Genomic DNA, 22,226 nt, shown 5'->3' on the forward strand with positions numbered 1-22,226 from the left:
ATACAAACGCTGTAATCCAATAACTACCTGGGTTTAATTAAATTATGCTCGCTTATACTCAGTTTATCAACTGCCAAAGCATGAAAAAAAATTCTTCTGCCAAAAGAAAATATTTATAGGTTATATGCTGCTAAATTAAAAACCTTCCAACATACATCTTTTTTCAACATTCTCAGAATTTAGTTCAGTTTATCTTATTGATAATTGAAATAAGCAATAACAATCATTGAGCTATCATATTATCTATATGGGGTCAATATCCAATAAAACAACTAGACTAAGCCTATAGGGTTATTGATTAATAGAAGTAAGATAGGTATAGACTGCTAATAACATATTACTATTCCCCTACGTTAACTTATCTTTATCTGGAAAATTTCTTTAAGACTACTGGCTCTAGTAAATAAAATTAGATTAAATCCTAATAGCAGACATTTGCCTGTTTTTTTCTTCAACTTCATTTATACGCCTAAAATTCAGAAAAACAAAGCTTTTATAAAACATTTATTGTTAATTTAAATATTTACAGGATTAATAGAGATCCAAATCCTTATTGGCTATACCTTTGACAATAGGTAATTTTTTATAAAAAAATAAAAAAACCTTTGCTTGTTCTATATTTATGTCTAATAAAAAAACTCAAGACAACCTAAAAGGTCATCTTGAGTTTAGTAGTAACTATTTAAGTTAAGCGATTTAAAGATACAGCTTATTATTCACCCTGTAGTAGGTCAATCATGCCTTGATATTTGTCTTTCTTAGCTTCAATCTTACTACGCTCTTCTTCAGCATTATCTACAGGCTCTTCTGATTCTTCTACTTTTTTATCAAAAGCGCTTAACTCTGTTTCTGCTGCATTTAAAAGCTTAGTAAGCATCATTCCCAAAGCTTTTTCTGAAACATCATGAGTCATGTTAGAGGCTTCAGAAGCAAAATCTTCTTTTAGCTTAGCTGCCCATTGGTAAAGATTAGCAATCGATGCACTGTGCTTGTCTTCTTTTTCAGACTCTTCAGAGCTGTCTTTTTCAGAAGTTTTATCTTTCTTGTCAGAATCATCAGAATCTGTTTTTTCTTCATCAACGGTTTCATCTGACTCAGTTTTTTTGTCTTTGTCTGACATAAATTCATCTTTTAGCTTGGTCGCCCATTGATAGATATTGGCAATCGCAGCCGTATACTTGTCTTTATTCGAACCTTCTTGCTTAGACTCATCTTCCGAATCATCTTCGTCAGATCTGTCTTCATCTTCTTCTGAATTAGATTGCTTATTAGAATCATCATCTGAGCTATCTTTTGACTCTTCTTTTTTAGAGTCTTTCTTCTCAGAATCCTTTTCTTTAGACTGATTTTCTTTAGCACTGTCTTTTTTAGAATCCTCTGCATTAGATTCTAATTGTTGCTCTTTATTAAATTCTTCAAAATCGCCATCTTCATAAATGACCTTATCACCTTTAACAACTTCTACGTCCACTGACTCGTTGCTTTTAGGAGCATCAGTTGTGTTCTCAAGAGACTCTAGAGCTTTGTCTATATTGTTATTAGAGTTTTTACTATTGTTAGATTGATTTGACATAATTTACTTTCCTTTTTTTAATAATTATTTATCGTTTATTATAATAGCCCAATGAGACTCCGGCATTAGTGCTTTAATGTAAAGTATTATGCCTGATACGTTAAGATTTCTTATTAGTAGATTAACTCCATAATCCTTCAGGGTATATAAGCTCCCTATTAATGATAGGATAATCCTCAAACTCAAGAGTAATGCCTGAAGCGGTTGGGGTTAAATGACACATAGCCCCTAAAGGAAAGCTTTGCTTACGGGCCACGTGCCCAAAAGGGAATCCAGTGTATATAGGTAATCCAGTGACTTGACTCAAATGCTCAATCACTGCGGACAAATTATAGCGGACATCATAGCTGTCTTCTCCCGCCCCACTAAATGCTCCTAATACAATGGCCTGTTGCTTTTTAAAGGCCCCCGATAAATATAAACTATAAAGCATTCGCTCTACTTGATAGGGCTGCTCACCCACTTCTTCCAAAAATACAATTCCCCCTTCAGGGTTTGGTAAATACGCACTGCCTGCCAGCGCAGAGACCACACTTAAGTTACCTCCCCATAAAATGCCACTAAGCGGAGTGGATAAAGTCACCTTATTTTGATGCGGTAAATTGATCTTAAGATTCGGATTGGTAAGGGCTTCCACAAAGCTTTGGCAACTGACTATATCTGGTTCCTTCTTGCCAAACTCGGTATATAACATGGGGGCAGCTAAGCTACTCATATTACCTTGTGCCAATAAAGCACATTGTAGGGCGGTAACATCACTAAACCCTGCCAAGATACTGCCCTGATCTTTCATTATTCTGCCCAAACTCTTCCAATCAACAAACTCTAGAATCCGCATGGCGCCATAGCCACCTCGTGCGGCCAATAGTAATCTGGGTACGGCAATAGCCCCTGTGGCCATATTTTGTAAGTCACTGGCCCGCTGTTGATCGGTGCCCCCGAAGCGTAAATACTGACGACGGCTAATTTCTGGATTTTGAATGTCAAAGCCGGCACAAGTTAGACGCTTTAGGCCTAAGACATTACGGCTGTCATCAACGCCAGTATTGGAGCTGGCAAAGATGCGGGTGGGTATGCTCGGTGATTTACACTGACTCAAGTTTTTTATTAAGCCAATAGAATTGTTATTGTCTTCAGTAGCGGTTACTAAACCAGTGGCTGCCAAAGCGCTATTGGAATGATGAAGCAACCCTAACCCTCCTATGCCTAAAGTGGTGAGCTCTAAAAATCTTCTTCTATTTAATGGGGCGGACTGAGCCTTACTGCTATCACTACAACTACCATCACTCCGATTAGTATCACCGCTCTGTTTTTTTAGAACTTTATCTTCACTCATAACCGTCTCTTAATTGTTTATTCATCTGTTACTTATTTATCAGTTTTCGGCACTATTTATTATGTTTTATTTATAGATTGCGTCCTACCTAAGGTTGAATTGTATATAACTCCCCTGTAGTTGGCCAATACCGTATTCGTTAAACTCATTGTAATGATAGCTTTTATCAACTTGGCTAAAGATTTTAGTCTGCCATAATAATGACCCATACCCCTAGTTCCAGATAAAGTTTTAAAGTCTTGAATTATAGTGGTCTAATATTTCTATTGATTTCCTATTTATTAAGTCACTTGTTCATTGAATTAAGACTTTGGTTATAACTTGTATCATTTCTTGAACCCAAAACATACTGAGCCCTGCGTTATAATAGGTACTGGGATAGCTAACTTAAGAATAATAAAAAGATCTATAACTGCCTTATTCTGCTTTTCATCCCTTAAAGACTATTTTTGGTAGTCCTATCCGACTGCCCTACCCTTTTTCATTCCTTAATTCGTTGAAGTTATTAGGACTTATTATGAGTTATATATTTAATCGCACCTATCCACATACTCGTTTACGCCGTTTACGTGTTCATGACAACGTTCGTGCTATGGTGCGTGAAGTTGAGTTGCACCCTAAACACTTGATTGCTCCAGTATTCGTACTGGACGGTGAAAATCAGCGTGAAGCTGTTGCTAGTATGCCTGGTGTTGAGCGTTTATCGATTGATCTATTAGTTGAATACGCCAAAGAGCTTTTGGCAGAAGGTGTAAGCACCATCGATATCTTCCCTGTCATTGATGCCAGTCTAAAAACTGAAGATGGTCGTGAAGCCTATAACCCAGATGGTCTAACCTGCCGTGCGGTTCGTGCAATCAAAAAAGAAGTTCCAGGCATGGTGGTTATGACTGACGTTGCTTTAGACCCTTACACCACCCATGGTCAAGATGGTCTGCTAGACGAGTCAGGCTATGTGGTTAATGATGACACTGTTGATGTTTTAGTGAAGCAAACCCTGGCACACGCTCGCGCAGGAGCAGACATCATCTCTCCAAGTGACATGATGGATGGCCGTATTTTGGCTATGCGTGAAGCTTTAGAAGAAGAAGGCTTTGTAAATACAGCCCTTATGGCCTACTCTGCCAAATACGCTTCTGCTTATTATGGTCCGTTCCGTGATGCGGTAGGCAGTGCTGGTAACCTAAAAGGTGGCCACAAAAAGCAATATCAGATGGACTTTGGTAACCGCGCAGAAGCCTTACATGAAGTGGCCATGGATATCAATGAAGGTGCTGACATGGTTATGATTAAACCAGGTCAACCCTATTTAGATCTTATCCGTGAAGTAAAAGACACCTTTGGCGTACCTACCTTTGCCTATCAAGTTTCCGGTGAATACGCCATGCACATGGCCGCCATTCAGAACGGCTGGTTAACTGAGGACGTTATTCTTGAGTCATTGCTTGGCTTTAGACGTGCTGGTGCTGATGGCATCTTAACTTACTTTGCTTTAGAAGCTGCCAAGAAACTAAATGCTTTAAGATAGCTTCTGAAAGTGAAAAATCATTAAGCGTAAAGTTAATTAAGCATAAAAAACCCCCGTATCCAATCAGATACGGGGGTTCTTATTTTAGTCTGCTTACTTATTTAATTAAGTTAAGCCGACTTTTATTTAACTGGCTTCTATTAGAAGCGTTGTACGTAAGAGATACCATATACCCATGGGTTGATCTCTGCTGTACCCGCGTCTTGGCCATTAAGCTTAACATCTGGCTCAAGGTCGATGTAACGAGCATCTAAACGAACTGCGTCAGTTTCATTGATTTTGAAGTCAATACCTGCGTGACCCGCTACGCCCCAGCTGTCTTTAATTTGTAAATCAACACCTGGTACACCTGAACGCTCTTTAAAGAAAGTCGTATAGTTTGCACCCACACCAACAAACGGCTTCACGTTCGCATGTACATTATCGAAGTGGTACTGTAGTGATAGGGTTGGTGGTAAAAGCTGAGTTTTAGATTCTGCCATACCAACACCTGGTACATCGATGATGATGTCATGATGGAATGGTAAAGCTGCCAGTAGCTCAACACCCACATTATCTGCTACGAAGTACTCAGCAGTAAGTGTTGGACGTACGTCAGGATCAATATGATCAATACGAATGTTGCCAAAGTCACTCTTGTCTAGATTACCATTTTTACTGTCTGGCTCAACGTGGCCAACACCCACACCTACAGTCCAAGTGCCTGCAGTTTCTGCCATTGCAGTCATGCTTAGACCAGCAGCTACAGCAGCCATTAACAATGCTTGACGTTTAATCATACTATCCTCAACTTAGTTGTTTAAATACTGGGTAAAAATGCAAAATTTACTTTAATAAATCAGTATGTGTATTCATCGAAATCAAAGCGTTAGAATCTTGCGCTTATCTAACTCCATAGTTGTATTATATTACAAAGCCATACATAGAGTAAGGTCTTTCTAGTAAAAAAAACGACTTCATAGTCGAGTTTGTAATGGCTCAATAAGTTTGCATAGATTTGGTTGTGATTTTAAAGCGAACCCCTATAATAACCACTCGATCATTTTACAGTTTTGAAGTTAATTTCGACTGTCTAACCATCGTCTAAAAAACCCTCTAAATTTAGTCTAGTTATCCAATCTCTATCGTTAGCAATATAAAAAGGTGTACCATGAGTAAGCTTAACCCCAAACAACAAGAGGCCATGACTTATGTGTCTGGTCCCCTCCTCGTTTTAGCGGGTGCAGGCTCAGGTAAGACCTCAGTAATTACCCAAAAAATCGCTTATCTTATTGAGCAGTGCAATATTCCTGCTGAGCGCATTACTGCCGTGACCTTTACCAACAAGGCGGCACGTGAAATGAAGGCACGTGTCTCCTCGCTCATGCCCAAAGAAAAAACCCGGGGACTTACGGTGTCAACGTTCCACCAATTTGGGCTACAGTTTTTGCGTTATGAGCTACTGCACACCCCATTAAAAGGTAACTTCTCTATCATGGATGCCGACGACAGCAAGCGACTGTTGATGGAGCTGATGATGCGTGACAACCTATCTGGGGCAGAAAGTCGCGAGCTTGTGGGCAAGGCTATTAAATTTATCTCTGACTGGAAAAACGATCTAATTGAGCCCGACAAAGCGATGGAAACCTTAGATGATCCAGAAGATATGATTTTTGCCAATCTTTATGCTTTATATGAGCGTAACTTGCGGGCTTATAATGCTGTGGACTTTGATGACTTAATTGTCCTGCCCGCCAAAATATTAAGTGAAAATCAACAGCTACGCGATAAATGGCAAAACCGCATCCGCTACTTATTGGTGGATGAGTATCAAGATACCAACACCGCTCAGTACGAGCTAATTAAGCTAATTGTGGGTCCAACTGGTAAATTCACTGTGGTGGGTGATGATGACCAATCTATTTATGCTTGGCGCGGGGCACGTCCTGAGAACATGGCGCTACTAAAAGAAGATTTCCCAAAGCTAAAAGTGATTAAGCTTGAGCAAAACTATCGCTCGACCAACCGTATCTTGAATGCGGCCAACACCGTGATTATGAATAACGAGCATTTGTTTGAAAAAGCATTGTGGTCGGATAAAGGTCAGGGCGAGAAAATCCGCATTATTAATTGCCGTAATGACGATGATGAAGCCGAGCGCGTCGCCAAGGAGATTGTGGCGCATAAGCTGCGTAATGGCAATGAGTGGGAGCAATACGCGGTTTTATATCGCAGTAACTTCCAAGCTCGTATGCTTGAGGCTCAGCTGCGACAGTTCCAAGTGCCTTATAAGCTATCGGGGGGACAGTCCTTCTTCGCTCGTAGTGAAATTAAAGACGTTATGGGCTATCTGCGTCTGATTCTAAACCCAGAAGACGACAGTGCTTTTTTACGTATCGTCAATACGCCAAAGCGTGGTTTAGGACCAGCAACCTTAGAGAAGCTAGGATTATTCTCACAGGAGCACAGTATCTCTTTACTCGCCTCCTGTACTCATGGTGGTCTGCCTCATGTCTTGCCTAGCAAGGCTTACAGCACCTTAAAAGAGTTTGGTGACTTTATTGAGCACTATACTCGCGAGCTTGATCAGCACCCAGATCCAGTACCTCTGGTCCGTCAGATGATTGATGAAACCGGGTATATCGACTTTGTGCGCAGTGACTCAAAAACACCGCAGCAAGAAAAAGGCCGTCTCGATAACATTGAAGTGCTTTATACCAGTATTCAGGCCTTGATTAATCGCGCTGAAGATGACGATGATAAGACCATTGATGCGGTGATTCGTAAGCTGGTACTGCTCGATATGCTAGAACAGCAGCAAGAAGAGGAAAACACCAACAAGGTTAACTTAATGACCTTACATGCGGCCAAAGGCTTGGAGTTTGATTTTGTTTACATTATGGGATTAGAAGAAGAGTTGCTACCACACCGTAACTCTATCATTGCTGAAACCATTGAAGAGGAGCGCCGCTTAATGTACGTGGGCATTACCCGTGCCCGTCGTGAACTGACTTTGACTTTGGCTGCTCAGCGTCGCGGGGGCGGTCAGATGCGCACCACCACTCAAAGTCGCTTTTTAGAAGAGTTGCCTGAAGAGCATTTAGACTGGCCGGCCAATGCCAAGAAGAAAAAAGCTGAGCGTGATCCTACAGTGGTCGCCAATGAGTATATGTCTAACATTAAGGCTCTACTGAAAAAGAAAAATATGTAAGTCAAAGCTTGGGGCTAGCCAAATAAAAGATAGTCCCTACAAAGGCTAAAAAAATATTGTAAAATACCACAAAAATGACAGGAAGCATGCCTGTCATTTTTGTTTTTAGGGGTTTGGTTTTTTATACCCCTAACTCCTCACCTTCTCTCTCATCAAGCAATCTAAGGGCCGCTATGTCTACTCAAACTGAGCATAAAGTCAAACCAGAACCCCTATCAGAGAGCTATGATCGCGCTGAAGACAAGCTTATTTATCTACAAAGGTTGGTAGCAGACAAAGACCTGACTACTATGGCTGAGTTCTTAGATGAGCAAACTGAGTATGAAATTGCTAGCCTACTAGAATCCTTTCCTCACGATGCTCGCCAACTGATTTGGGAGCAGGTGCCTGTCGAGCTAAAAGGTCAAGTACTGGCTGAAGTGGTCGATGATATTCGCCCCTCATTGATGGAGAACATGCAAGCAGAAGAGATTGAAACGCTTGCTGAAGACTTAGATGCTCAAGACATTGCTGAGATTTTAGATACCGTTGATGACAAGGTGCGCTCTGAGGTAATGTCTAATCTTGATGAGGATATTCGTCAGCAAGTTAGCCAGCTCAATACTTATGAAGAGTATGAGGTGGGTGACTATATGGACCCAGACACCATTCAGATTCAAGGTAATATTACTTTGGAGGAGGTGCAAAACTGGCTGCGTCAAGATGAAGACCTACTCGATGATGAAACCCAAGAGCTCATCGTCGTTGATTCCAGCCATCAGCTGCTGGGTCTATTAAGCTTGGTGGACCTGATTAAGTATCCACAGCAGTCTTTGGTTGAGCAATGGATCGATCCTGCCATTACTATTAACGACAGAATGGACATTCAAGATGCGGCCGCAGTATTTCGCTCCTCTGACATTCGCTATGCCCCAGTGGTCAATAGTTTTGGCGAATTGGTTGGCCAGCTTAACGCCGAAGACATCATGGAAATTATTCAAGATGACGTAGACAGCACCATGAAGCACTTAGCTGGTGTGAGCGATGATGAAGAGCTGTTTGCACCCATTTTACGTAGTGCTAAAAGCCGTAGCGTCTGGCTCGGCATTAACTTATTAACGGCACTACTCGCCGCCTCAGTTATTGGACAGTTTGAAGAAGTACTGGCACAAGTAGTCGCTTTAGCAGTATTAATGCCGGTCGTCGCCAGTATGGGCGGTATCTCTGGTAGCCAAACGCTAACTGTGGTTATCCGCGGCTTAGCTATGGGCCAAATCGGGGGCTCGAACCGCTTATGGTTAATGAACAAAGAGCTGTGGGTCGGTGCCATCAACGGGGTAATTTGGGCCTTAATTATGGCTGGTATTGCTCAGCTTTGGTTCCATGACCCCAAGATTAGCTTAGTCATTGGCTGTGCCATTGCCATTAATATGACTGCTGCCAACGTAGCCGGTATCGGCATCCCACTATTTTTAAAGCGCTTAGATATTGATCCTGCCCTATCAGCCTCAGTGATCTTAACCACCGTCACCGATATTGTTGGCTTCATGTCCTTTTTAGGCCTGGCTAGCTGGTTGATTCTGTAACCATTAGCTTTTTAGCAATTGATTTTAAAAAAAGATGAATTAGACTGGGTGCCCTTTAATAGCCATATAGTTAAAACCACAAAATAACGGATAAATTATGAACTCTGTACAAGTTAAAATCTTAAATCCAAAAATCGGTACTGACCCTAATTTCCCTATGCCCACTCGAGCCACAGATGGTTCAGCAGGTATTGATTTACGGGCTTGCATTGATGAATCTATTACCATTAAGGCCGGTGAGACTCAGCTTGTCGGTACTGGTATGGCAATTTATATCGCTGATCCTAACTATGCCGGCATCATCCTACCTCGCTCAGGCTTAGGCCATAAACACGGTATCGTCTTAGGCAACCTTGTGGGTCTAATTGATGCAGATTATCAAGGCGAGCTGATGGTGAGTATCTGGAACCGAAGCGAGACTGATTTTGTATTAAACCCTGCAGAGCGTATGGCGCAATACATGGTGGTTCCTGTAATGCGTCCTGAGTTCGAGATTGTCGAAGAGTTCAATGAGCTAAGCGCACGCGGTGCAGGTGGCTTTGGTCACTCAGGCCGTCAATAACGTCAAGCCTCCTGTTTACAATGCAATAGCTTAAAAGTACTATTATTATAAATTTATAAAGTTATAATGATGGTTTCTTGAAATTTGGAACTTTGCTTTGTCAGTGACTGCCTTTAGCGACCAACGTACCCTTTTCAAAGCTTACGACATCCGTGGTGAACGTCGATTGTTCACCACCGAGTTCATGACAGCTCTAAGTCATGCGCTTGCCCGTTACTTTGTAAAATATGCTAATGCCAATCACGTAGTCATTGGCTTTGATGCCCGTCACCATAGTGAAACCCTTGCCAGACATATGGCCTCTAGTTTTAAGGCTCATGGCTGTGAGGTCATTTGGTTGGGCTTAGTGACCACACCCTTGATGGCTTTTTGGGCCAATCAATATCAAGGCCATGGCGTCATCGCTACCGCCAGTCATTCTGAGCCACATATCAATGGCTTAAAATGGCTGATCAATAGCCAGTCCCCAAGCAGTGAGCAAATCCAGCAACTGTATCAGCAACTGATATCAAATCAGTCTAACGATGAAGACAAGATTGAAGGCAAAGATATTAATACAGCCATCCCTAAGCCAAATAAATCTTTGCCAAAACAAATCATCTTATCTCACCAAGAAGTATTAAATCCTTATATCAATAAGGCAGTTGAAGCGCTTGATAGTATTAATGAATCACGTTTAAAACTGACTACCTCTACCCACAAGCCGTATATCGAGCGCACAGGCTCTAAGCTGAAGATTGTCGTTGATTGCTTAAATGGGTCGACTGGATTATTCGCTGAAGATTTTTACCAAGCCCACCCCAATTTGTGTTCGGAAGTTATCATACTTAACGCCAATGTTGACGGCGACTTCCCAAAGGGCAATCCAGACCCCATGGAATACAATCGCCTCCATGAGTTGTCTGCAGCAGTTTTGCACCATAAAGCTGACTTGGGGTTAAGCTTCGATGGCGACGGGGATCGATTGATGGTAGTCGATAGCAGAGGCCAGCCGTTGGTAGCCGATCACTTATTATATCTGCTGTCTCGGGTGGCCATAGAAGACCACTTTGCTTCTGGCACTTGTAGTCACTCTAACTGTTGCACCCCAACCGTTATCTTCGATGTGAAATGCTCTCATCACCTACCTAGCTTAATAAATCAAGCTGGGGCTGAAGCACAAATGAGTAAAACAGGCAGCAGCATCTTGCGCCGCGCCTTACAATCTAATAAAGACGGTACAGACTCGCATAATCTATTTGCCGGTGAATTATCAGGGCACTTTATCTTTAATGATGACCACTTCTTATTGCATGATGATGCCATGTATGCAGGATTGCGCCTATTAAACTGGTTGCATCATCAGCCTATGACCCTAGCTGATGTCATCGACACTTTGCCGCAGATGGTTAGCACCCCAGATGTCTATCTGCCTTTAGCCGATTACTCTTATAGCGTATCACAAGACACTGCCGTTCCTGATGTGGCGCCAGATTCGCAGCCCATATTAAATAGACTTTCGGCTCTATGTCAGAAGCTACAGGACAATATAAAGGATCTGCCTCACTCCTTGCCAGCAGATACTCGGCTAACCTGTATTGATGGTTTACGTTTGGATTTTAGCCACGGCTTTGGCATCATTCGCTCCTCAAACACCAGTAACAGTTTGACAGTGCGCTTCGCCGGCGACTCCCTATCTGACTTAACTCAAATACAAGGCTATTTCGTCCACCTATGCCAATCTATCAGTGAGGATTTGGCCAATCAGGTAGCCAACATTCGGGTAAATCAGTAGAATAATAAAAGGTGTTTAAACTGTTTGTTTAAGTTCAAAAGCCATTGATTTAAATTCACCAACTATTTAATTAAACTCACGACCTATCAAAGTATAAAAAAAAGAGTCTCTCATGTCCTTAAATCTAGCCCAAGCCAAAACCACTGCTCAAGTATTAACCACTGCCCTACCTTACATTCAGCGCTTTGAAGACAAAATCATTGTGGTGAAATACGGTGGCAATGCCATGACCGATCCAGAGCTAGAAAGCTCTTTCGCCCGCGATATCGTCCTGTTAAAAACAGTGGGCCTACATCCCGTTGTGGTTCATGGCGGTGGTCCTCAAGTAGATAATTTACTAAAAGAGCTAGGCCGTGAGTCAGATCGAATTGACGGTATGCGCGTTACTACCAAATCTACTATGGACGTGGTAGAGATGGTATTAGGCGGCAGTGTCAACAAATCTATTGTCAGCCTGATTAACAAACATGGTGGCCGTGCCATTGGCTTAACGGGTAAGGATGCGAATTTAATTCGCGCCAAAAAGCTACTTATGACTAAGACTGATGAGCAAGGTAATAGTAGTGATATCGACTTAGGCTTTGTGGGCGAAGTGGTAAGCGTCAATAAAGACGTGATTATGATGCTTATTGGCTCAAACTTCATTCCGGTGATCGCCCCCATTGGTGTAGACAATGAAGGTAACAGTTACAACATCAATGCAGACTTAGTAGCCGGTAAAGTGGCCGAGTTCCTACATGCTGAAAAATTAATGCTATTGACCAATATCAAAGGGGTCATGAATAAAGAAGGCCAAGTAGTCACCGGATTAACTCCGAAAAAAGTCGACGAAATGATCAAAGACGGCACCATTTCAGGCGGTATGATTCCGAAGATACAGTGTGCCTTAGATGCGGTACTGGGCGGCGTAAAAAGCGCGGTTATTGTCGATGGCCGTGTGCCTAACGCCACCTTACTTGAAATCTTTACCAATGAAGGTGTGGGGACATTAATCAGCCGTGATTTAGACGCTGCTTTAAGCTAATTGCCCTTACATCTGAAATTAGCCTGATATCTGAATAGTCACGCACTACTGATAGCTATTATTTAATAAATCAAAGGTTAACAAATCAAAGGGCACCGCTAATAGCAGTGCCCTTTTGTTTTATAATAATTCTAATGTTTTACGAGCGGTGTTAACTAATAAATTAGGCAGAAAATACCTGCTCAAACTCTGCCTCGTTAAAGCCGCAAAGTAGCACTTTATTGCCTTGAGTCTCGCCCTCTACAATGGGACGTTTGATCATACTGGTGTTTTCAACCAATAGCTCAATCGCTTTATCGACGTCGGCATCAGCAGCTGCTTTTTGCTCCTCAGTCAATTTACGCCAAGTGGTCCCTCTCTTATTAAGCACTTTTTCAATGCCCAGCTCGTCGACCCAGCGCTGGATACTGGGCTTATCGATACCTTGCTTTTTATAATCATGAAATTGATAGTCAATACCAAGCGCTTCTAATTTTGTGAACGCTTTTTTCATTGTGCTACAAGATTTAATACCATAAACAGTTATTGTCATTTATATCTCCTGTTGTTTTTATGACGGTTATCTCTCAAAAAAAGTTTTAACAAGCTTAATAGTTAACAGCTTATAAAGCCAGTGAACGCCAATATCGAGTTAAAATTGGCGCTTACCATCGCAATTTTAGTCAATTTAAGCTATTCTATCGTATCTGAATTTCTCTATTATTTATTACTTTAGTCATTACGATTTTTTTACTCAAACTTTTAAAAAACATCTAACTTAGAGCCTACTATGAGCACCACAGCAACTGAACAAAACCATTCAAATCATTATCAACCAAAGCAAATTGAAGCCACACAACAAGCTAAGTGGGAAGCGGATAAGCGCTTTGAAGTAAGCAATGACATCAACAAAGATGAAAAAACACGTTATATGCTGTCTATGTTCCCTTATCCAAGTGGCAAGCTGCATATGGGGCATGTTCGTAACTATACTATTTCAGATGTTCTCAGCCGTTATTATCGCTTAAAAGGTGACCAGGTTTTACAGCCTATGGGTTGGGATGCGTTTGGTATGCCTGCAGAAAACGCGGCCATTGCCAACCAAGTTGCTCCAGCAAAATGGACCTTCTCTAACATTGACAACATGCGTACTCAGTTAAAGACTTTGGGTCTATCGATTGACTGGTCACGCGAGTTTGCTACCTGTACTCCTGAATATTACCGCTGGGAACAGTGGTTCTTCCTGCAGCTTTACAAAAAAGGCTTGGTTTATAAAAAACTTGCCACTGTAAACTGGGATCCTGTAGACAATACCGTATTGGCCAACGAACAAGTTATCGATGGTAAAGGTTGGCGTAGTGGCGCTCCTGTTGAGAAGCGCGATATCCCTATGTACTACTTCAAAATCACAGATTATGCCGATGAGCTACTGGATGATTTAGAGCAGTTAGAAGGACAATGGCCAAGCGATGTTATCACCATGCAGCGCAATTGGATTGGTCGCAGCCAAGGTATGGAAGTTCATTTCCCTTACAAAAACAGCGATGATATCAGCACCTTAGATGTATTTACTACCCGCCCTGATACCTTAATGGGGGTCACTTATGTGGCTGTGGCTGCCGAACACCGCTTAGCCAAATTAGCCGCTGAACAGAACCCAAAAATTGCTGAGTTTTGTGAACAGTGTAAAAAAGGCTCTGTGGCAGAAGCTGACCTTGCCAAAGCTGATAAAGTGGGTATGGATACTGGTCTGACGGTTACCCATCCTCTAACTGGTGAAGAGATTCCTGTCTGGGTAGCCAACTACGTACTAATGAGCTATGGCTCTGGTGCGGTAATGGCGGTTCCTGCTCATGATGAGCGTGATTTCGAATTTGCTAGCAAATATAACTTACCTATCAAGACTGTAATTGAGACTCCTGAAGATCATGAAGGGGCTTACACTGAGCGCGGCACCTTAGTTAACTCAGGTGAGTTCGACGGTTTAGACTTCGAAGGCTCATTTGAAGCCATGTTGGCCAAGCTTGAACCGCAAAACTTAGCTGCACGTAAGATTCAATATCGTCTACGTGACTGGGGTGTGTCACGTCAACGTTATTGGGGCTGCCCAATTCCAATGATTAACTGTGAGTACTGTGGCAACGTTCCTGTGGACGAAGCAGACTTACCCATCAAGCTACCGACAGACGTAGTGCCTGATGGCCGTGGTAATCCCCTGAAGAATATCCCTGAGTTTGTTAACACCAGTTGTCCTAAGTGTGGTGGCCCAGCAGAGCGTGAAACCGACACCTTTGATACCTTTATGGAATCAAGCTGGTATTACGCCCGCTTTGCAAGTCCTAATGATGAAACGCAAATGGTCGATAAATCAGCCGCTGACACCTGGCTTCCGGTCGATCAATATGTGGGCGGTGTTGAGCATGCGGTGATGCATCTATTATATGCCCGCTTCTATCACAAGCTAATGCGTGATGAAGGTTTGGTATCAGGCGATGAGCCGTTTAAAAACTTACTGACTCAAGGCATGGTATTGGCCGGTACTTTATATCGCAAAAATGAAGACGGCAGCAAAACTTACTACTTCGCTGAAGACGTAGATATCAATTATGATGACCGTGGCCAGCCTATCAGTGCGACGTTAAAAGCAGATGGCCAGCCAGTAACCATCGGTAAAATTGAAAAGATGTCGAAGTCGAAAAATAACGGAGTGGATCCGCAAACCACTATCGACCAGTATGGTGCTGATACGGTTCGTTTGTATACCCTATTTGCCGCGCCTGCTGATCAAACTCTAGAGTGGTCAGATGACTCCTTAAAAGGACCTTATAACTTCTTAAAGAAAGTTTGGCGTGAAGTGCAAACTCATATTGAGCTGTTAGAAGAACAAGGCATTAGTGCTACTGAGTTGCCGGCCATTTCTACTATCGATAGCAATGAGCTAGACAGCTTAGCAAAAAATCTACGTCGTAAGACTCACGAAGTTATTGCTAAAATTGATAATGACTTAGGCGACCGTTTATCATTAAACACGCCAGTATCAAGCCTAATGGAATTGGCCAACGAGATTGGTACTTTCATTGCGAAGAACAAACAAGTTAATACCACTGCACTGGCGGTACAGCATGAAGCCATTACTACTTTGCTGACGATCTTGTCTGTTTATGCGCCGCACATTGCAGAGCATTTGCTTGAAGAGTTGGGAATAGACACCCTAAACTTGACTTATCCTACTGCTGATAAATCAGCATTGGTTCAAGATACCATCACTATGGTGGTTCAGGTTAACGGTAAGGTACGCGGTAAGATGGAAGTGGCGCCTAATAGCGACCCTGAAACCCTTAAAGCACAAGCGAAACAAATCGAAACTGTGGCTAAGTATCTAACCGGTGAGATTAAAAAAGAGATCGTTGTGCCTAACAAGCTGGTTAACATTGTAGTGGTAGGATAAATCATGACCCATCTATTAGCCCAGACTGAAACTGGTACTGTTGCTACAAATAAGCGTGGTGCTCTATGCACTGCGCTATTAACAGCGGCATTAGTGGCAGCCCCGCTTATGCTGAGCAGCTGTGGTTTTCATTTACGTGGCTATGACAGTCCTATGACTTATGTGGCGCAAACCACCTCTCTTAGTCTCAATGATAATGACCCCACCAGCTTTCGCTTAAAACAACCGCTAACACAGCGCTTGAATGCCGTTGGGGTCAATGTGGTTGACAACATTGGACGTCAAATTAATAGCAGTGATAAGCAGTACACCTCTAGTATTCGTGTAGAGAACGTAAAGCTTAAACGCTACGAATTGGTTGGGGTGTTAACCGAAGTTCGCCTAGTATTGTCTGCAGATGTCTTCTACGAAACGCTGAATAACGATCAAGGCCGTGCTAGCGAACCGATGATCGTGAAAAACCAAGTGCAAGTAGAGCGCACTTATCAGTTTGATGAAGCTTCAGTCAGTACCGACGATAAGCAGGGTAAGCAAATTGAAGAGTGGCTATACAGAAACTTAGCTCAGCGTATTACCGATCAATATGTGGCGCTAAATTTGCCTCGTGTGGCACCAAAAGCCAAGCAAGATGACTCAAAGATTGCAGTATTGGTGCCGACTGATTCTGATTCACCTGCTGCTGAGTCTACGCCTTAAGCCATGGAAGATACTTTTTTAAATGTCTATCCAAAGCTTAGTGCTGCTAGCGCCACAAACCCGCTTAATTTAACCGGATTGTGGTTGGCCCATGGCGATGAGCCTTTGTTACAACAATGGCTCATCGATGCCATGCGTAACTCTTGGCGAGCACAAAATCTGGCGGTTAAACGCTTAGAATTAGTGTCGAGTAAGAGCTGGCAAGAAGTCATGAGTGAGCTTAATAGCCTGTCTTTATTTGACGATGCCACAGCGGTTATCGTGACCGGCAACCACAAACCTGATAAGGCGATGCTGCAAGAGCTCGAAAGTTTTGCCAGCGCCGCCAATAATGGCGACAATCAAAACTGTATGCTATGGCTAACCGCCAAAGTAGATAACCGCTCAAAAAGTAGTAAATGGTATATACCCTTTGCGCAGCAAGGGCATGTCATTGATTGTAATTTATATAATGAAAACCAGCGCCAACAGATTCTAACCTTTCAGTCGCAAAAATTTGGGCTGAATCTATTGCCCGAAGCTTGGCAGTTTTTGATGGTGCAGACAGAACATCATCTGCTCAGTGCTTATCAGGCCCTATGGCGCTTGTCTTATTTATATTCACCACAAACCGTCTCTCCTAACGAATCTGCTATTGATAACCCTCAACCTGACTCTTCCTCAGCAACATCTACTACAATTGATGTGGAGGCTTTAAAAAATGCCTTAGTCAGTGATGCCCAGTATAGTGTCTTTGATTTATCTGACGCTATGTTGGCCGGTAATGCGCCTCAAGTAGTCAAGATCATGGAGCAACTAAAAGCCATGGAAGAACCCACTCCCTTGATACTTTGGGCCATTAGTAAGGATATGCGCCTTATTATGCAGCTTATGGCTGGCGAAAACCCCCAAAACATAGGTATCTGGAGTAGTAAGCAGTCTTTATATCAAAGTGCTTGCCGGCGTCAAACCCCACAGAGCATTGCCGATTGGCCAGACATTCTTTATCAGTGTGATAAAGCGGTAAAAGGTATTGTGCGCCAACCTGCTTGGGAGCTTATGCTGCAAGCGGCCTTAAGAGTGACAGGGCATCGACTTTTTTAGTCAGTTACCTTAGCTTTTTAATCAGCATTATAGTTGTATCTGCCTCTATAATTGGTTCTTGCGTATATCTCAATTGCTTACCTTATCCAGCGATTTATTCTGCCCAATCCCATTCCTCTACGTATTTTCAACCTCTTAAGCCGTCCCTTGTAACCTTTCTTAAACTTAATACCATAGTCTTTTTATCGTAGTGAGGTATCATAAGTCTATTTAAAATTAGGTTTCGGACTGTGACATGGCTTTTATCTCTAATCAGAAAACTCGCAAGTCTCTTATAAAGTGGAGTCTCATAGCTTTAGCTGTCTTAGCTTTAGGCATACTTTTATATAATAAATTTAAACCCAAAGAAGAGACCCCAAACTACATTACTACTCCTGCTGAGATAGGAGATATTGAACGTAATGTCATGGCTTCAGGTAAAGTAAAGGCGCTAAACACGGTCGATGTAGGCGCCCAGGTCTCTGGGGAAGTCACTAAGCTGTATGTAAATGTGGGTGATGTAGTAAAAAAAGGCGATCTCATCGCTCAAATTGACCAAGTTACCCAAAAAAACAACTTATCTAATCAGCAAGCGACTCTAGAGCAAGGTCGAGCCGGACTACAAAGTGCGCAAGCAGAATATTATAGCCGTAAAGCGGGCTTAGAAAGCGCCCAAGCCGATTTAGCAAGTCGTGAGGCGGACTTAAAGCAGGCCCAGTCTGACTATGCTAGATTAAGTCCATTACTTGCGATGGATGCTATTAGCCAGCAAGAAGTTGAAAATGCGCGAACCACAGTCGAAAAAGCGCAAGCCAGTGTGGCCGCAGCGAAATCTGCTATAAAAACTGCCCAAGCAGCGCTTATCACTGCCCAGTCTAATATTGCCAGTAGCGAAGCAGACGTACGCAAAGCCCAAACCAATTTAAATACTGCCAATACCGACTTAGGCTATACCACTATCCGCGCCCCAATGGATGGTACCATCGTCGCTGTGGTCACCGAGCAAGGGACAACTGTTAACGCCAATCAAGCCGCGCCTACTATCGTCACCTTAGCCGATTTATCAACGGTGCGTATTAATGCCCAAATCTCAGAGGCAGATGTGATTAATGTCAAAGCGGGTATGCCGGTATACTTTAATACCATTGGGAACCCCGACAAAAAATACGATGCGGTATTAACGGCTGTCGAGCCCGCCCCAGAACAAATTAGCTCCACGAGCACCACCGACTCTGCCATCTATTATATTGGCTATGTTGAAGTCCCTAATCCCGAGCGCCTTTTCCGTATTGATATGACTGCTCAAGTTTATGTGGTCATCGATAAAGCTGAGAACACGCTAATAGTGCCTTCTGCTGCAATCAAAAAAGGACGAGGCGATAATAATGCTGCAGGTGGCAAACGCTCCGCTAAGCAAGGAGCCGATGCTGCTACTAAAAACTCTGCTACTAACAAACCTTCTGCCAATAATAAAGGTAGTTATGTGCGAGTATTAAAAGCTGATGGCAGTGTGGAAGACAGACCTGTAACCGTCGGTATCGACAATAGAGTGAATGCCCAAATCCTAAGTGGACTCAAAGCAGGGGAAGCGGTAATTATTGGGGAGAACTCAGGTGGCCCAGGCAAACAGCAAAGCCGTCGCCGTCGTCCACCTGGAATGTAAAAGCTAGTCTATAAACCTGTTAATAACTGGCTATTTATTACCTGATCACTGACTTTGAATTTATCTTAGGCTAGTTTATTTTATTAGCTTTGCCTGAACTGAAGATTTTGCTATGACCACACCCGAGCCGCCAATAAGCAACTCTGTTGCAACCGACCCAATATTAAAAAGGACTGCCTCGTCGCCAAAACCGGGGGCAGAGCCCATCATGCAACTAAGCGGTATTATCCGTGAGTTTCCTGCTGGTGAGCAGACCATTCGTATTTTGCACGGTATTGACCTCACTATTTATCAAGGTGAAATGGTGGCCATCATTGGCCAATCCGGCTCAGGTAAATCTACTTTGATGAATATCTTAGGCTGTTTAGACAAGGCCACTGCCGGTGAATATCTCATCTTTGGCAAATCCGTTAAGCAGCTAGATGCCGATGAGCTGGCCAAGCTGCGCCGGGAACATTTTGGCTTTATTTTCCAAAGATATCACTTACTGGGTGATATTGATGCTCGAGACAACGTTGCTGTACCTGCCGTCTATGCCGGAATGGACAATAAGCTACGAGCACAGCGGGCTGAGCAGTTACTGACAGACTTAGGCCTTGGCGATAAGGTTCATAACCGGCCCAGCCAACTGTCAGGCGGACAACAGCAGCGCGTGTCGGTAGCGCGAGCCTTGATGAATGGTGGTGATGTCATCTTAGCCGATGAACCCACAGGCGCCTTGGACAGTAAGTCAGGGAAAGATGTTTTACAAATTCTAAATAATTTGAACAAGCAAGGTCACACGGTGATTATGGTCACCCATGATCCCAGCATTGCAGATCAAGCAGAACGGGTTATTGAGCTTAAAGACGGACACATTATTGCAGATTATCGCAATGAGCACTTTAACCATTCAGACCATACGCAAGCTCTAGCCAATGAAGAGACAACAGAAGAGGCAACAGCAGCCTCAGCCAGCCCTTCAAAAGTCTTACGCCACAAACAAAAAAGTCGGTTAGGCTCCCTTATTGACCGCCTATCAGAAGCGTTTAGAATGTCAATATTGGCGATGCGCGCTCATAAGATGCGCACCTTGTTGACCATGCTGGGGATTATTATTGGTATCGCTTCCGTGGTCTCAGTCGTAGGTATAGGTCAAGGCTCACAGCAGCAAATTTTGTCTAATATCAGCTCATTAGGTACCAATACCATCACCGTTATTGATGGTTACCCCTATGGCGATCCCAGACGACAATATAATGATGACAACCTGACGCCAGACGATGCCCAAGCTGTGGCCGATCAGCCTTATGTAGTCAGCGTCAGCCCGCAGCTTGATACCAACGCCAGTGTCCGCTATCGAAGTGTACAAGAGTCCGCCAGTATCAGTGGTGTGGGCTCAGGCTATCTCGAAGTCACTGGAGAAAAACTGGCACAAGGTCAAGGCTTCGACGAACAAAGTATCTCCCTGCGTACGCAAGACATTATCATTGATGACAATGCCAAAACCACTTTTTTCCCAGACATTACTAACCCCATTGGAGAAGTATTGCTAATTGGCAATGTTCCTGGGCTTGTAATTGGGGTATTAGAGCCCAATGAAAATGCCTTCAGTCGTTCTAGTGATACCCCTACTATCTATATGCCCTATACCACTATGATGTCACGTATTGTGGGCGGAGAAAACATTGATCGTTTTGTGGTGCTCATTGACAATCAAATCTCAACCAGTGCTGCAGAATCCGCGATTTCAGAGCTCATTGAAGGGCGACACGGGGCTGATGACTTTAGAACCCAAAACTCTGACTCTATTCGTCAAACCATTGAGTCTACTACCAATACCATGACGCTACTCATCTCCTCTATTGCGATTATCTCGTTAGTGGTGGGCGGCATTGGGGTGATGAATATCATGCTGGTTTCAGTAACCGAACGTACCAATGAAATTGGGGTACGTATGGCGGTGGGAGCACGTCAAAGTGACATCATGCAGCAGTTTTTGATAGAAGCTGTCCTAGTTTGTATCTTAGGCGGCGGTTTAGGAATCCTGTTAGCATTTTTAATTGGAGAAGGTATTAATAGTTTAGGCTCTGATAGTTTCAGTGTTATCTACTCCCCTACTTCCATTATTGCCGCTTTTATTTGCTCAACATTAATCGGGATTGTTTTTGGTTTCTTACCTGCGCGCAACGCAGCTAAGCTAAACCCAGTGGAAGCTCTATCTAGAGATTAAAGCCCTTAGTAGCTAACTGCGATAATATAAATGGCTATGATCTAAGGTAAAAACCACAAAATAACGATTAATACTGAAAAAAATAGAAAAATTTAAGATTTAGGGTTGCATTCTCATTTTTGAGGCGTATAATGTGCTCTCACGTTAAGGGGATACAGCAACCCTTTAACTGTTTAGGGCCGATAGCTCAGTTGGTAGAGCAGTAGACTTTTAATCTATTGGTCCCGCGTTCGAGTCGCGGTCGGCCCACCAAATATTTAAAACCCCGATTACGTTTAGTCGGGGTTTTTCTTTCAACAGTTTGTCTCGATGTGATTCTTTCTACTAAGAATTCGTTTTTGATTTAGACTGTTAATAAGATGCCATAAAATTGAAATAATTTTCAAATTTATATTGCAATCTTAAATTTGATAAGTATAATATGCCTCTCCTAACAAAGAGACATTTTATAAAATCTCTTCAAGTTTAGGGCCGATAGCTCAGTTGGTAGAGCAGTAGACTTTTAATCTATTGGTCCCGCGTTCGAGTCGCGGTCGGCCCACCATATATCTAAAAACCCCGATTAAACAATGTTTAATCGGGGTTTTTTTCGTCTACTCTATTTGGCAGTTTGC

At 42.8% G+C, this 22,226-nt stretch carries 15 protein-coding genes and 2 tRNA genes; 13 read left to right on the forward strand and 4 right to left on the reverse strand.

All coding sequences use genetic code 11. The features are described from left to right. Positions 1-712: 712 nt before the first annotated feature. Together B3S92_RS08340 and B3S92_RS08345 are read right to left on the reverse strand one after the other, a co-directional pair. Positions 713-1,573, reverse strand: coding sequence for a hypothetical protein (locus B3S92_RS08340; RefSeq protein WP_296204831.1), 861 nt, complete (start codon positions 1,571-1,573; stop codon positions 713-715). 121 nt (positions 1,574-1,694) lie between these two features. Further along, positions 1,695-2,909 carry an LD-carboxypeptidase gene (locus B3S92_RS08345; RefSeq protein ID WP_296204834.1) on the reverse strand — a complete coding sequence of 405 codons (1,215 nt, stop codon included), beginning with the start codon at positions 2,907-2,909 and terminating at the stop codon, positions 1,695-1,697. Positions 2,910-3,426: 517 nt separating this feature from the next. Between B3S92_RS08345 and hemB the strand changes: the two genes are divergently transcribed. Next, positions 3,427-4,437: a porphobilinogen synthase gene (gene hemB, locus B3S92_RS08350; protein ID WP_296204838.1), complete on the forward strand. Its 1,011-nt coding sequence runs from the start codon at positions 3,427-3,429 to the stop codon at positions 4,435-4,437. A 140-nt stretch (positions 4,438-4,577) separates the two neighbouring features. Here the strand turns inward: hemB and B3S92_RS08355 are convergent, their stop codons facing one another. After that, positions 4,578-5,216, reverse strand: a complete 639-nt coding sequence (locus tag B3S92_RS08355; protein ID WP_296204840.1) for an OmpW/AlkL family protein — start codon at positions 5,214-5,216, stop codon at positions 4,578-4,580. A 371-nt stretch (positions 5,217-5,587) separates the two neighbouring features. On the opposite strand from B3S92_RS08355, the gene B3S92_RS08360 reads away from it, so the two are divergent. The 5 genes from B3S92_RS08360 (at position 5,588) to argB (ending at position 12,552) form a co-directional block, all read left to right on the forward strand. Then, a complete protein-coding gene (locus B3S92_RS08360; protein WP_077450473.1) occupies positions 5,588-7,627 on the forward strand; it encodes a UvrD-helicase domain-containing protein in 2,040 nt (679 codons plus the stop codon). A gap of 173 nt (positions 7,628-7,800) precedes the next feature. Continuing rightward, positions 7,801-9,192: a magnesium transporter gene (gene mgtE, locus B3S92_RS08365; RefSeq protein ID WP_296204845.1), complete on the forward strand. Its 1,392-nt coding sequence runs from the start codon at positions 7,801-7,803 to the stop codon at positions 9,190-9,192. 97 nt (positions 9,193-9,289) lie between these two features. Beyond that, positions 9,290-9,754, forward strand: a complete 465-nt coding sequence (gene dut, locus B3S92_RS08370) for a dUTP diphosphatase (RefSeq protein ID WP_296204847.1) — start codon at positions 9,290-9,292, stop codon at positions 9,752-9,754. A gap of 103 nt (positions 9,755-9,857) precedes the next feature. After that, on the forward strand, positions 9,858-11,528 hold the full coding sequence (locus B3S92_RS08375; RefSeq protein WP_296204931.1) for a phosphomannomutase/phosphoglucomutase: 1,671 nt from the start codon (positions 9,858-9,860) through the stop codon (positions 11,526-11,528). Positions 11,529-11,640: 112 nt separating this feature from the next. Next, positions 11,641-12,552, forward strand: a complete 912-nt coding sequence (argB, locus tag B3S92_RS08380; protein ID WP_077450470.1) for an acetylglutamate kinase — start codon at positions 11,641-11,643, stop codon at positions 12,550-12,552. Between the two features lie 163 nt (positions 12,553-12,715). Here argB and B3S92_RS08385 read toward each other — a convergent pair whose 3' ends face one another. Then, positions 12,716-13,084 carry an ArsC family reductase gene (locus B3S92_RS08385; RefSeq protein WP_296204849.1) on the reverse strand — a complete coding sequence of 123 codons (369 nt, stop codon included), beginning with the start codon at positions 13,082-13,084 and terminating at the stop codon, positions 12,716-12,718. Positions 13,085-13,321: 237 nt separating this feature from the next. Here B3S92_RS08385 and leuS point away from each other — a divergent pair, with 237 nt between their 5' ends. The 7 genes from leuS (at position 13,322) to B3S92_RS08420 (ending at position 22,156) form a co-directional block, all read left to right on the forward strand. Continuing rightward, entirely contained in the window at positions 13,322-15,979 is a 2,658-nt protein-coding gene (gene leuS, locus B3S92_RS08390; RefSeq protein WP_296204851.1) for a leucine--tRNA ligase, read from the forward strand. A gap of 3 nt (positions 15,980-15,982) precedes the next feature. Beyond that, the gene (locus tag B3S92_RS08395) at positions 15,983-16,675 is read left to right on the forward strand and encodes a hypothetical protein (protein WP_296204853.1); all 693 of its coding nucleotides are present in this window, start codon (positions 15,983-15,985) and stop codon (positions 16,673-16,675) included. Between the two features lie 3 nt (positions 16,676-16,678). Next, positions 16,679-17,758, forward strand: a complete 1,080-nt coding sequence (gene holA, locus B3S92_RS08400; protein WP_296204856.1) for a DNA polymerase III subunit delta — start codon at positions 16,679-16,681, stop codon at positions 17,756-17,758. Between the two features lie 235 nt (positions 17,759-17,993). Next, entirely contained in the window at positions 17,994-19,400 is a 1,407-nt protein-coding gene (locus B3S92_RS08405) for an efflux RND transporter periplasmic adaptor subunit (protein WP_296204859.1), read from the forward strand. A gap of 208 nt (positions 19,401-19,608) precedes the next feature. Then, the gene (locus B3S92_RS08410; RefSeq protein ID WP_296204932.1) at positions 19,609-21,612 is read left to right on the forward strand and encodes a MacB family efflux pump subunit; all 2,004 of its coding nucleotides are present in this window, start codon (positions 19,609-19,611) and stop codon (positions 21,610-21,612) included. 176 nt (positions 21,613-21,788) lie between these two features. Further along, a tRNA-Lys gene (locus tag B3S92_RS08415) sits at positions 21,789-21,864 on the forward strand. Positions 21,865-22,080: 216 nt separating this feature from the next. Beyond that, positions 22,081-22,156, forward strand: a tRNA-Lys gene (locus B3S92_RS08420). Positions 22,157-22,226: the final 70 nt, after the last annotated feature.

The sequence above is a fragment of the Psychrobacter sp. UBA3962 genome, from assembly GCF_002385225.1.
GTDB lineage: Bacteria > Pseudomonadota > Gammaproteobacteria > Pseudomonadales > Moraxellaceae > Psychrobacter.